We start from the raw sequence: 12,630 nt of genomic DNA, 5'->3' as shown, positions 1-12,630 counted from the left end.
GGACGCCGGGACCTCCGCTCCTGCCGAAAGTTCGACTCGCACTGCTGAGGTAACTCAACAGGGTGATGTTAACAAATCCTTAAAATTTTTCATCTCTCGCCTGAATGACGTCAAGAGACAAAAACCTGGTATTTAGGAAGGGAGTGGTCATGGTCTTCTGCCTGCGCGCGGTGCCGCTGGTGCTACTCGTATTCTGCGCAGCCGTCATGGCCGAGCAGACCGCGATGACCACGGCGGGCCAATTCTCGGTCGATACGATGGGGCGCGCCAATTACAGCATTCCGATACAAACGCCTCCCGGCACCGCCGGACTGGCCCCGACCATCGCCATCAGCTACAGCAGCCATAACTTCAACGGCGTGGTCGGCATCGGCGGCGCCGTCACCGGCATATCCACCATTTTCCGCTGCCCCAGGACCAAGGCACAGGATGGCCGGCAATCCTCCATGAACTTTTCCGGCAACGACGCGTTTTGCCTGAACGGCACGAGACTGGTGTCGATCGATGGCAGTGTGGACGGTGAGTCCAATGCTGAATACCGAACGGAACGAACCGACTTCACCAGGGTGATCTCTTACGGATCGGGCCACCCCTGCCACAGGAATGCGGACACCGGCGCCGCCGGCTGCGGCACCGATCCCGGCTGGTTCAAGGCCTGGACCAAGGACGGCCGAATCCTGGAGTTCGGCAATACCAGTGATTCCCGCATCGCCATGCAAAACCTCCCCCTGGCGCGGGTGTGGGCACTCAATAAGGTGCGGGACGTTAAAGGAAATTACTACACTATCAGCTATACCGGGGACACCGGCGGCGGCGACTTCTACGTCCGGCGCATTGATTACAGCGGCAACAGTGCAACTGGCGAGCCAGCGGACAATTCCATCCAGTTCGTGTACGAAACCCGTCCCGATCCGGTGCTCGTCTACGCCTCGCTATCCAAAATCGAAACGAGGCTCAGGCTGCGAAGCATAGCGACCTTTACCGGCGTGGCTCCGGTGAGAGAATATCGTCTCGCCTATGCCGTCAGTCCCCAAAGCGCCCGTTCCGTGCTGAAGAGCGTTACCGAATGTGAAATGCAAAGCGGGACATGCATGCCGCCGACCTCTTTCGAGTGGGAATTCCAGCCCGCCGGGCTCGGCGCACAGCGCTGGGCGACCCGGGCGGGCGCTTATCAGGAGGCGCAGCAATGGTTCTCGGCCGACGTCGACGGCGACGGCAAAACCGACCTCATCAACGTGTTCGACGATGTGGATCATACGTTGAGCATCGATGTCCATCTCAGCAGCGGCGGCGGCTACACGATGCAACGCTGGGCTACCCAGGTCGGCGCCAGCCATGAAAATGTCAAGCTGCTCGTGGCAGATATCAACGGCGACGGCAAGTCCGACCTGCTGCGGCTGTCTCGCTTCGGCGGCAACATCTACGCCGAGTCGCTACTGAGCACCGGACACAGTTTTTCGGTTCCGGCCGGCAGAGACTGCCTTGCCAGCAGTGAAGCGGAACGCCTGTGGTTTGTCGCCGACCTCGATGGCGACGGCCGTCAGGACATTGCCAGCGTCAGCACCGTCCGCGCGCTGACGCATTTGAGCGTGGCCTTCGCCGGAAGCAGCGCGACCGCCGGCGGGGTCGCGTTCGGAGCGCTGGTTGACCGCGGGGGCGCCCAGGTCACCACCGAAGCCCGGCACTGGTTCCTGGCAGACGTCAACGGCGACGGCCGCGCCGACTTTGTCTGCGTGCGCAACGACAACGGAAGCGCGACGACCGATGTTTTTCTCAGCGACGGCACAGCCCTGACCCCGGCCATAACCTGGGAGACCCGGGGCGGCGGTTTCTGGGATGCGCAACAGTGGATGCTGGCCGACGTCACCGGTGATGGCCGTCCCGACCTGATCAATGTGTTTGCCGAAGACGGATTGACCACCGTCGACGTGCACGTCAATGTCGGCGGCGGCTTTCGCCTTGCTCGCTGGCAAACCAAGACCGGCGCCATCGTTGACGGGCAAAAATGGCTGGTGGCCGACCTGAACGGCGATGGCCGCGCCGATCTGGTCAGCATCCGCAACGACGCCGGCCTGGCCACCATCGACGTTCAAGCAAGCAGAGGCACCGCCTTTCACTGGCAGAACTGGGCAAGCCGCAGCGGCGGCTATTCGGACGCGCAACGCTGGTTTGTCGCCGACAGCACGGGCCAGGCCAGCCCCCATCTGGTCACTGTGTTCAACGACAATGGCGGTGCGTCCTTCGACGTACATCTGTCCAACCGCGTGGGTGACCGCCTGACCCATGTCATCACCGGCCTGGGCGCGGTCTACGCCATCAGCTACAGCCCCTTGACTGACGACGCCGTGCACGCGGTTGACGCCGACGCCGTCTACCCGCTGACGGACGTGCGCTTGCCTTTGTATGTGGTGTCCGCACTGAGCGCGCCGGACGGCGGGGGCGGCACGCACACCGTCAACTATCGCTACGGTGGCCTGAAAGCCGAATTGAACGGGCGCGGCCTGCTGGGCTTCCGATGGATACAGACGAACGATCTCAGCAGCGGTGTCGCCGTAAGAACCGAATACCGCCTTGACTGGCCGTACAGCGGCAGCGTCAATCAGATTACCACCTCGATCGCCGGCGACGGCAACGGCGGCCTGCTAAGCCGGCAGCGCAACACTCGCGGCTGCATCCTGCTGGGAGCGCATGCGGACACCAGCTGCAAGCCGGTAGTCGGCGGCATTTATTTTATCTACGACAGCGGCAGCGTCAGCGAAAGCTGGGACCGGAATGGCGTCGCGCAGCCGACCGTCACCAAGACCACCCAATACGACAGCTGGGGCAACCCCACCTTGTTCCGCCAAAGCGACGCGGATGGCGTGGTACTTCAGGTCAGCACCAGCTATCTGAACGACACCGACCGCTGGATCCTCGGCCGCCCGACGCGGCGCACCGTTACCAACACAACCCCCTGACCCCGCAGACTACCCAGCGAGAAGACGATGCCAGCTCTTGTACGAAAATATGGTTTGGCGGCGCTGCTGCTGGCCGGATACGAAACGGCCTGGAGCTCCACCGTGATTCGCACCACCGCCTACCAGTACGACAGCAGTACCGGGTTGCTGCTCAGGGAAATCGTCGAACCAGGCAGCGCCACACTGCGAGTGGAGACGACCTATGCCCGTGACGCTTACGGCAACGTCATTACCACCACGCAGTCCTCGCCTGCTGCCACCAGCACCGTCGGCGTCACTTATGACAACCGGGGCCGTTTCCCCGTCGCGACCAGCAACGCCCAGGGCCAGCGCGCCAGCATGATGATCGAGGGGCGCTATGGCAACGTCACCTCGATGACCGACGAGGATGGTCTAAATTACAGTTGGCAATATGACGGCTTCGGCCGCCGGCGCCGGGTCGTCCGGCCGGACGGCACCCAGATCGACTGGGACTATCTGTACTGCGCCGGCGTGGCGGGCGGCACAGCCAGTTGCCCGTCCGGCGCAAAGTACCTGATCCAACAACGCGCGTTGGCGGCCGACGGCGCCACCGCGAACGGGCCGTGGACCAAGCGCTATTTCAATCTATTGGACCGGGAAATCGCCGCTGAAACTGTCGATTTCGCCAAGACCGGAGTCATCAACGCATCGCTCCGGCACGACGCGCGCGACCACCCTCCAAGTGGGGCGTGGGGGAATTGCCACAATCAGAAATCCCGTTGGACAGCTTGCCACAATAGAGACTAATATGACAACTCTATTGTAATAATTATACTCAAGGGGGTGTCATTGATGAAGAAATTAGCAATCGCCGCGATCCTGGCCGCAAGCGCCTTCTCGGCCCAGGCCGCCACCGAACTGGTTGTCAACGGAAACTTCGAAACCGGCACCTTCGCCGGCTGGACCAAATCGGGAAATCCTTCGCTGTCGGACATCATTTCCAACACCGCCACCTCCAACCACACTTATGTGTGGCGCAGCGGCGCGACCGGTTCGCCGGCCTATATCAGCCAGAACCTGGCGACTTCGGCGGGTTCGACCTATACGCTGAGCTTTGATGTGTACAACAGCGCCACCAGCAACACCACCTTCGAGGCGGATTTCAACGGCGTCAGCGTCTACAGCTTCGCCAATACGGTGCACAGCTGGACCCACGTCACGCTGAGCGGCCTGGTGGCGACCGGCGCCACGACCGAACTCAAATTCGGCGCGCGCAACGATCCGAGCTTCCTCCGCCTGGACAACGTCAGCGTGACGGCCGTGCCTGAACCGGAAACCTATGCCATGCTGATGGCGGGCCTGGGCCTGGTGGGCTTCGCCGCGCGCCGCCGTCAGCGTCCCAACGTCGGATAATCGCTGATCGTCAGTTCGAACCCGCGTTCGCTCGACACCAGATGCGCCATGCCGCCGTAAGGCAGCGTGGCGCGTTCTTTGATGTGGCCGAACGGCAGGCCGGTCAGCACCGGGATAGGCAAGCGCTCGCGCAGGTAGGCCAGCATGGTTTCGAAATCGTAGCCGTTGTCGAAGGCGCTGAGCTTGTAGCCGGAGAAGTCGCCCAGCACCAGCGCCCGCTGGCCTTCCAGCGCGCCGGCGTACAGCAGCTGCAACACCATGCGCTCGACCCGGTAGGGATGCTCGCTGATGTCTTCCAGGAACAGGATGCCGTTCGGCTGGGCCGAGAAATACGGCGTGCCCAGCAGGCTGACCAGCATCGCCAGGTTGCCGCCCCACAGTTTGCCGGCGACATCGACCAGCGGATTGTCCGAGCCGCCCTCCGCCACCGTCCCGCGCACCGCGTGCACCGGCCCGCGCAGACAATCCCAGAACTGCCGCATGGTGTAGTCGACCGGCGTCTCACGGATGAAATCGTCGCACATCATCGGACCGCCAAAGCTGACTCGGCCGGTCTGCTTCATCAGCGCCATCTGGAACGCCGTGAAGTCGCTGTAGCCGACGAATAATTTCCCACTGTCCGCCATCGCGCGGAAATCTATCGACGGCAGCAAGCGGCTCATGCCGTAGGAACCGCGCAGCGCGATCACCACCTGCACCGCGGGATCGGCGGCGGCGGCGTTCAGCTGCGCCAGGCGGCCGGCGTCGGTGCCGGCGAAACGCTGGAACTTCTGATCGTCGTCGTAATAGTTGTGGACCAGGTGACCTTGCCGGCGCAAGCGCTCGATGCCGTTCTGCAGTGCTGCGTGATCCGGCGCGTAGCCGCCTGTGGCCGCGATCGCGATGCCGATAGTGGATGTGCTCAAAGTGTCTCTGTCAGTGATGGGTGCCGCTGTCCGCCCGACGGGGCGCCAACGGAGGAATGTCCGGCGACATATTACCGCGCAGATGTTGCTCAAGCAAGGCAAGCAGCCGCTCGATCAATTGCGGCGGCAAGTCGTGGCCCATGCCTTCGATCACGTGCAAGCGGGCGTTGGGTATGGCGGCCGCCGTGTCGGCGCCGCAGGCCAGCGGCACCAGCGGATCGGCGGCGCCGTGGATCACCATCGCCGGGCAACTGATCTTGCGCAGCAGCGCCGTGCGGTCGCCGGAGGCGACGATGGCCACCATCTGTCGCGCCATGCCGGCCGGATAGACGCTGCGGTCCAGCGCCCGCTCGATGTTGTCGCGCAGTTGCCGCTCCGGCGTCGGGAACGACGGGCTGCCGATGATGCGGTACACCTGCACCATGTGGTCGATCACATCGCGCCGGTTGTGCGGAGCGGCGGGCGCGCGCATCAAGGCGTTACGCGCGGCCGGTGTCGGCCCCGGCAGGCCGCGCCGGCCGCTGCTGGACATGATGGAGCTCAGGCTCAAGGTGCGCTTGCCGTGGCGCGCGGCGAAGATCTGCGCGATCATGCCGCCCATCGATACGCCGACCACGTGCGCGCCGGCGATACCGAGTGCGTCGAGCAGGCCGAGCGCGTCGTCGGCCATGTCGTTCAGCGTGTAGGCCGGCGCCTGCTTCCAGCCCACCAGCGACTTCAGGTAGGCCAGCATCAGATTGGGTTGCTTGAAATGTGAGAATTTGCTGGACAGGCCGATATCGCGGTTGTCGTAGCGGATCACGTAGTAGCCCTGCTCGACCAGGCCGTCGACCAGGTCCTGCGGCCAGGCGATCAGTTGCATGCCCAGGCCCATGATCAGCAGCACCGGCGGGTCCAGCGGATTGCCGCTGGCCTCGTAAGCAATCGTGATTCCGTTAGCTTGTGCGGTAGCCAAAACGACCTCCCTCGATGGTGCCGGTAACAGTAGCTTGAGCATACCATTTTTACCGGGCCGGGGAAAACCGCCGCTATTCTGTCGTGTTGCGCTTTGCCGCGGCGGCCGCGGCGCGGCGGGCTGCAAAGAAGGACTTCAACATGGCGCCGCACTCCTCGGCCATGACGCCGCCGGCGATGCCGGTGTGGTGATTGAGCTGTTCCTGCTCGAACAGATTGAGCACCGAGCCGCAGGCGCCGGTCTTGGGGTCGGTGGCGCCGTACACCACCTTGGCCAGGCGCGCGTGCATCATCGCGCCGGAGCACATCACGCACGGCTCCAGCGTCACGTACAGTTCGCAGCCCGGCAGACGGTAATTGCCCAACGCCTCGGCCGCCGCCCGCAGCGCGACGATTTCCGCGTGCGCGGTCGGATCATGTTTGCCGATCGGCTGGTTGTAGCCGCGCGCGATCACCACGCCGTCCTTGACGACGACCGCGCCGACCGGCACCTCGCCCAGGTCCCATGCGTGCTGGGCCTGTTCGAGCGCCTGCCGCATAAAATCCTCGTCAGGCATCGGTGATTTCTGCCCAGCAGTTAGGGGTTTCGTGCAACACCAGCTTGTGCAGGTGCAGGCCGGTGCCGTAGCGGTCCTTGTAGGCCGCCTTCAGGATGCCGAACGCCACGTGGGCCAGGTTTTCCACGGTCGGGATGCGGTCGATCACCACGGTCTTGTGGCCCGGCAGCGTCGCCAGGAAGTCGCGCACCGCGGCATCCTTCTCGTAGACGATGAAGGCATGGTCCCAGACGTCGACCAGGTGTTCCTTGGCCAGCGCCTTGATGTCGGAAAAGTCCATGATCATGCCGTTGTCGGAATTGCCTTCGGCGGTGATGATATTGCCGGTCAGCGTGATTTCCAGCGTGTAGCGGTGGCCGTGCAGGTTGCGGCACTGGCTCTTGTGGTCGGGGATGCGGTGGCCGGCGTCGAATTCCAGCTTGCGGGTAATGGTCAGCATGATTAAGGTATCTGTAAAAGTTTATGGGTTTGCAAGCTCAGCTTCCATTTCGGATTGCGCTTGCAGGTGTCGATCGCCAGTTTGATATTGAACTCGGCCAGCGGGCCATCCATCGCCTGGACAAAGAAATTCTCGAAGTCCAGTTGCTCGTAGGCGCCCAGGTCCTGGCCGGTTTGCGGGATCACCACCTTGATTTCGCTGCCCTTGGTCACCACCAGCTTGGAACCCATCTTCGGGCTGACGCAGATCCAGTCCACGCCTTCGGGCACCGGCAGCGTGCCGTTGGTTTCAATCGCGATCGTAAAGCCGACCGCATGCATCGCGGCAATCAGCGCGGTATCGAGCTGCAACAGCGGTTCGCCGCCGGTGAACACCACGTATTTGCTGGCGGTGTAAGTCTCGGGCCACAGCGCGTCGATGGCGGCGGCCAGGGCTTCCGGCGTGGTGAACTTGCCGCCGCCTTCGCCATCGGTGCCGACAAAATCGGTATCGCAGAACTGGCAGACGGCGCTGGCGCGGTCGCTCTCGCGCCCGGTCCACAGATTGCAGCCGGAAAAACGGCAGAACACGGCGGGACGCCCGGCGTGGGCGCCCTCACCTTGCAGCGTGTAAAAAATCTCTTTGATGCTGTACGTCACGGCAGTTCCCAATAGGACAACCCTCAATTATATCTTACGCTACACTTTTCAGTCTATGCCGGTAGAAGTTGACATTTCACAATGCTACCGCGCAGCAACCACGATATGTTGGTCTGGTGGACGCTAACTGGGGAAGTCAATCATGCGCTACGCTCAACCGCTCCTGGAAATCGATGTCATCATTGGCGCCGCCGTCACGCTCGCCTGCATAGCCCTGTTGCTGCTGTGGCGACAACGACGCCTGCAGCGCGCCCTGATCCTGCTGGAAAGCAAACTGGGCGAAGAACGCGGTCGCAGCGAGCTGGCCGAACAGGCGCTGGGTGATACCCGCCTGCAAGTATCCCGCCTCAACGCCAGCCAGCAGTCGCTGCGGGACGCCGAACGCCGCCGCATCGCCCGCGACTTGCACGACGACATGGGTCAACATCTGCTGGCCATGTCGTTCGACATCGCCGACCTGGCGCAGCGCCACGGCGGCCTGGCCGAACCGTTGGCCGAGGTCGAGGCCAGGCTGCAAGCGGCCACCCGCGCCATGCGCAACATTGTCCGCGATTTGCAGCCGGAACAACTGGAGAGCGGTTTGCAAGGCGCAGTCCAGCAACAGGTGGAGCAATTTTCAAGACTCAGCGGCATACCCTGCCGGCTGGAAGCCGAGCCGGCCGCGTTCAACATCCCGGCCGACGAGCGCATGGACGCGGTGGTGTTCCGCATCCTGCAAGAATCGTTGAGCAATATTGCGCGCCACGCCCAGGCTTCCGAAGTGTGCATCGGTCTGTGCCGCGTCGCCGACGGCCTGAGCCTGACCGTGCGCGACAACGGCGTCGGCCTGCCCGACCCGCCGGCGCGGCGCGGCTGCGGCCTGCGCGGCATCGCCCAGCGCGTGGCCGAGGCCGGCGGCCGTTTCGATATCTCGAGCCAGCCCGGCCACGGCACGGCACTGACCATGTCCTTCCCGCTCCAATAAACAACCGCTAACGGGGACCACCCATGCCCACTCAAAAAATCCAGCACCTGATGGAATTCTCGCAAGCCGACATGCAACACGGCTTCGCGTTGAAATTGATGGAACTGCTGGTCATCCCGACCTTCGTGATCGACATCCACGGCAAGGTCATCATCTGGAACCGGGCCTGCGAGCGCCTGACCGGGGTCGACGCCTGGGAAGTGCTGGGCACCGCCGACCACTGGAAAAGCTTCTATCACGACCAACGGCCGACGCTGGCCGACCTGGTGATACAGGGCCGCGACGCCGACGTCCAGACCCTGTACCACCAGCATGCCCGGCGCAACGACAACGACAGCGGCCTGCGCGCGGAAAACTGGTGCGATATGCCGCGCGTGGGCCGGCGGCGCTACCTGGCGGCCGACGCCAGCCCCATCCTGGACGCCGACGGCAAGCTGGTGGCGGTCGCCGAAACGCTGCGCGACGTCACCGACGAGAAGCGCGCGCAAGTGGCATTGGAGCAGCTCGCCACGCGCGACGGCCTGACCGGCCTGGCCAACCGCCGCTGCTTCGACGACACCCTGCAAGCCGAGTGGCAACGCGCGCTGCGCCAGCAGCAACCGCTGTCGCTGCTGATGGTCGATGTCGACAATTTCAAGCAGTACAACGACGCCTACGGCCACCTGGGCGGCGACGAATGCCTGCAAAGAATCGCCTGCGCGGTGTCGAGCGAAATGCGCGCCAACGACCTGGTGGCGCGCTATGGCGGCGAGGAGTTCGCCGTGATCCTGCCCAACCAGTCGCTGAAAGGCGCAGCCATCGTGGCCGAGCGCATCCGCTGCCGGGTCGAGCAGCTGCACCTGCCCAACCTGGGTAGCGCGCAACATGTGGTGACGGTGAGCATAGGCGCGGCCACCGCGCTGGCGGCGCAGGGGAACGACCCCAGTCAGCTGGTGGCGACGGCCGACTCGGCGCTGTACCGCGCCAAGCACATGGGCCGCAACCGCATCAGTCTGCCGGAATCGCCTTAGGTCGGATCAAACAGGTAATCAAAACCGCTGCCGATGATGCCGGCCAGGTGGCCCACGTTCTCCGGCGATTCGGAGATGTCGGCCAGCACGCCGGCGCGGGAAATCGCGCCTCTGGTGATGTCGTTGATGTAGAACTGCGCCCCGCCCGCATCCGGCTCGCGGTCCAGCGTATTGCGATACACCTGGTAGACGAACTCGGTATCGGACAGGTTGGTGCCGTAGGTCATGGCGAACTCCTCGCTGCGCAGGAATTGCTCGGCCACATAGGTCAGCGATAATCCCAGGTCCAGCACCTTGACCCAGAAGCCCAAGCCGCCGACATCGGGCGCCCGGTGGAATGCGGACTGGTACAGGCGAAACGCCTCGCCGCCCAACTGGTGGCGCGCGATGTCCAGCGCGACCGCGTTGCCGCTGTCGAAATACAGCCGCTCGACGCCGGTCACGGTGTCGTGTCCGCCAGCGCCGACGTTGTCGGTCACGATAAAATCGCTGCCGCTGGCGGTGATCGTGTAGTTGCTGCGCGCACCGCTGTAGTGCACGGTGTCGAAGCCGGCGCCGGCGTCGATGTAATCGCTGCCGGCGCCGGCGACCAGCTTGTCGCTGCCGGCGGAGCCCCTTAAGACCTGCCCGCCGCCGGATAGGTCGATGGTGCGGTCGCTGAAGCGCAGAAGCTCGACGCCGCTCAGATGGTCCGTGCCGTCGCCGGCCACGACCAGATCGCCGAAGTTCCCCGACAAGGCGTAACGCGAGAATGCGCCCGAGAACACCACCGTATCCACGCCGCTGTTGCCGGCGATGGTATCGCTGCCGGCGCCTTCGTAGACGACATCCGCGCCGCTTCCGCCGGTGATCGCGTTGCCGCTGCTGTTGGCATAGATGGTCGAACCGCCGGAGCCCGCGACGGCGCCCTCGACCGTCACGTTGTAGGCGATCGAAATATTGCTATAGCCTGGCGCGGTCGAACTGAAACTGCCCGCGTTGAGGTTGATGGTCACCGCATCGGTGCAGCCCGAGAAATTGAACGTATCGGCGCCGCCCGCATCCCAGATGCACTGCATCGGCGAACTGCGTACGAAACTGTAGCTGTCATCGCCTGCGTGATAGCTCATATTGGCGCCGTACAGGTACTGCATCGCCTGGATATCGTAAAGCGCCGGCGTGATGCCGTACTTATGGCTCAACTGATAGCCGGCGCTGGTGTTATACGACATCTGGCTGTAGTCCAGGTTGTCCGTCGCCGCCGGCAGGTAGGGGCCGTCGATATCGCCACCGGTGGAATTGTAGTTGCCCGGGTGTTTCAAGCCCAGCGTATGGCCCAGCTCGTGGATCAGCACCGACGGACCGAAGCTGCCGGGCGTGAAAACGGTAGTCGTCTTGTCGGCATTGTTGGTGAACAGATAAGTCGGATCGCCGCCATTCGGCAAGTAGGCGTAGCCGCTGCTCTGGTTACCCTGGTTGTTGGTCGCCAACTGAATATCGCCGCCCGAAAACACTTCGGAGAATGTGACGTTGGCGACGGCCGACCAGCTCGCCAGCGCCGTACGCACGGCCTGTTGCTGGTCTGACGACATCGGCGCGAAACCGTTGACGTCGTCGGCGCTGCCGTCGCTCGGCGCCACACTCATGAAGCTGTAGCTCAATGCGACGGCCTTGCCGGGACTGGTGGTCCAGCTGCTGTAGACCAGCGCGTCGATCGAATTATTTCCGGTCGTGAAGAAAGTCATGATGTGGCCAAGGCGAATTAGTATGATTGCTTCATAGTATCACCAGTAACCATCTAGTCAAATGGATTCGCCACGGTTTGACGAGGCGGCGGCGGCAATTTGGCCGGCAATTCTTGCGCCTCCAGCCGCGCCACCACATCGCCCAGCAAGGCATGCAGCGCGCGGGCGTCGGCCAGCCCGGCCTGGTCGGCGGTCAGGTCGACGTCGCCGCTGAGGGTGATGCGGTCCAGACGGTTCTCGATCGCCAGCTGGCCGACGTTCAGTACGTCCGATTCATTGGCGTAGGGTACAAATTTACTCATGACAGACTCCGGGATTTACGTGGTTTGATCTTCGGCAGGCGCAACATCGTCTCTTTCTGATGCGCCGCCAGCGACGGCAGCAGGTTGATGCCGACCCGCGCCTCCAGCTGCGCCACGCTCAGTGTTTCATATTCCGCGCCGGCGCGGTTTTCGATAAAGAACGCGGCGCCCGCGCGCTGGCGCGGGCTGTACACCAGCTTGTACAGATGGCTGGGCACCAGCACATTGCCGGCCTTTTGCAAATTGCCGCCGATGAAGGCCGGGCCGGTGATCACGTACAGGTCGCCCTCCTTCTGCGCCAGCTTGCGCACCGCACCTTCGATGCCGGCCCACACGTGACGGTTATTATCCGCGTCCTGCGGCACCATGTTCGCCAAGGTGAAGCTTTCGTGCTGGGTCTCGCGGTCCGGCATGTCGCCGTTCGGCGCCATGTGGCCGCGGTCGTAGCCGCTGCGGGCGTAGTCGGACAGCTCGGCGCGCAGGCTGGCCGGCAACTGCTGCTCGGTATGGAAGGAATTCTCGCGCGACAGCGTCCTGGCGGCGTCGATGTTATCGGAGGTCAGGTGTTCGGCCGACCACAGCGGCGTGCGCGTGATCCCGGAATGCATGACGCCGAACACGCCGTAGCACAGCTCGGTGGTGGCGGCAGTCATCTTGACGTTGCGGATTTCCGGCAGGCGGCCATCGACATAATGCGTGGGACAATTGCCGGCCCAGGCCAGGCTGGCGCCCAGCAGCCCGCAGGCGAGCGCCGCCGCGGCGACGGATCGTTGAATCAGGTGCATAGTTCCTTCGGATTAGTGTTG

Annotated in this window: 12 protein-coding genes and 1 pseudogene; 5 read left to right on the top strand and 8 right to left on the bottom strand. The window is 63.5% G+C overall.

Translation table 11 applies throughout. The features are described 5' to 3' along the window. Positions 1 to 149: 149 nt before the first annotated feature. The 3 genes and pseudogenes from AC1RMD_RS06445 to AC1RMD_RS06435 all read left to right on the top strand — a co-directional run. The gene (locus tag AC1RMD_RS06445) at positions 150 to 2,957 is read left to right on the top strand and encodes an FG-GAP-like repeat-containing protein (protein ID WP_492924783.1); all 2,808 of its coding nucleotides are present in this window, start codon (positions 150 to 152) and stop codon (positions 2,955 to 2,957) included. Between the two features lie 54 nt (positions 2,958 to 3,011). After that, positions 3,012 to 3,725, top strand: coding sequence for a hypothetical protein (locus AC1RMD_RS06440; protein ID WP_492924781.1), 714 nt, complete (start codon positions 3,012 to 3,014; stop codon positions 3,723 to 3,725). 120 nt (positions 3,726 to 3,845) lie between these two features. After that, positions 3,846 to 4,331, top strand: a pseudogene (locus tag AC1RMD_RS06435) (PEPxxWA-CTERM sorting domain-containing protein); the annotation flags it as partial. Here AC1RMD_RS06435 and ldcA read toward each other — a convergent pair. From ldcA to queE, 5 genes are all read right to left on the bottom strand, one after another. After that, positions 4,310 to 5,236: a muramoyltetrapeptide carboxypeptidase gene (gene ldcA, locus AC1RMD_RS06430; RefSeq protein WP_492924780.1), complete on the bottom strand. Its 927-nt coding sequence runs from the start codon at positions 5,234 to 5,236 to the stop codon at positions 4,310 to 4,312. The pseudogene AC1RMD_RS06435 and the gene ldcA sit on opposite strands and share 22 nt — an antisense overlap. A gap of 10 nt (positions 5,237 to 5,246) precedes the next feature. After that, positions 5,247 to 6,191 carry an alpha/beta fold hydrolase gene (locus tag AC1RMD_RS06425; RefSeq protein ID WP_492924779.1) on the bottom strand — a complete coding sequence of 315 codons (945 nt, stop codon included), beginning with the start codon at positions 6,189 to 6,191 and terminating at the stop codon, positions 5,247 to 5,249. 73 nt (positions 6,192 to 6,264) lie between these two features. Further along, positions 6,265 to 6,747 carry a tRNA adenosine(34) deaminase TadA gene (gene tadA / locus AC1RMD_RS06420; protein ID WP_492924778.1) on the bottom strand — a complete coding sequence of 161 codons (483 nt, stop codon included), beginning with the start codon at positions 6,745 to 6,747 and terminating at the stop codon, positions 6,265 to 6,267. Then, entirely contained in the window at positions 6,740 to 7,186 is a 447-nt protein-coding gene (gene queD / locus AC1RMD_RS06415; RefSeq protein WP_492924776.1) for a 6-carboxytetrahydropterin synthase QueD, read from the bottom strand. The genes tadA and queD overlap by 8 nt, the downstream gene beginning before the upstream one ends. Positions 7,187 to 7,188: 2 nt before the next feature. Beyond that, positions 7,189 to 7,824, bottom strand: a complete 636-nt coding sequence (gene queE, locus AC1RMD_RS06410) for a 7-carboxy-7-deazaguanine synthase (protein ID WP_492924774.1) — start codon at positions 7,822 to 7,824, stop codon at positions 7,189 to 7,191. Positions 7,825 to 7,966: 142 nt separating this feature from the next. Between queE and AC1RMD_RS06405 the strand changes: the two genes are divergently transcribed. Both AC1RMD_RS06405 and AC1RMD_RS06400 read left to right on the top strand, forming a co-directional pair. Next, positions 7,967 to 8,788 carry a sensor histidine kinase gene (locus tag AC1RMD_RS06405; protein ID WP_492924772.1) on the top strand — a complete coding sequence of 274 codons (822 nt, stop codon included), beginning with the start codon at positions 7,967 to 7,969 and terminating at the stop codon, positions 8,786 to 8,788. Between the two features lie 23 nt (positions 8,789 to 8,811). Next, positions 8,812 to 9,798, top strand: a complete 987-nt coding sequence (locus tag AC1RMD_RS06400) for a sensor domain-containing diguanylate cyclase (RefSeq protein WP_492924770.1) — start codon at positions 8,812 to 8,814, stop codon at positions 9,796 to 9,798. Here the strand turns inward: AC1RMD_RS06400 and AC1RMD_RS06395 are convergent. Genes AC1RMD_RS06395 through AC1RMD_RS06385 form a run of 3 tightly spaced genes read right to left on the bottom strand, consistent with a single transcriptional unit; the run spans position 9,795 to position 12,609 of the window. After that, positions 9,795 to 11,522, bottom strand: coding sequence for a DUF4214 domain-containing protein (locus AC1RMD_RS06395; protein WP_492924768.1), 1,728 nt, complete (start codon positions 11,520 to 11,522; stop codon positions 9,795 to 9,797). The genes AC1RMD_RS06400 and AC1RMD_RS06395 overlap by 4 nt on opposite strands. A gap of 53 nt (positions 11,523 to 11,575) precedes the next feature. Then, positions 11,576 to 11,824 (bottom strand): hypothetical protein, encoded by a 249-nt coding sequence (locus AC1RMD_RS06390; RefSeq protein ID WP_492924766.1) that lies wholly within the window; start codon positions 11,822 to 11,824, stop codon positions 11,576 to 11,578. Beyond that, on the bottom strand, positions 11,821 to 12,609 hold the full coding sequence (locus AC1RMD_RS06385; RefSeq protein WP_492924764.1) for a DNA/RNA non-specific endonuclease: 789 nt from the start codon (positions 12,607 to 12,609) through the stop codon (positions 11,821 to 11,823). The genes AC1RMD_RS06390 and AC1RMD_RS06385 overlap by 4 nt, the downstream gene beginning before the upstream one ends. Positions 12,610 to 12,630 lie beyond the last annotated feature (21 nt).

This window comes from Duganella sp. GW822-FHT06D06, assembly GCF_058799615.1.
Note: the sequence above shows the minus strand (reverse complement) of the source record. Positions and strands in the feature narration are given on the sequence as shown.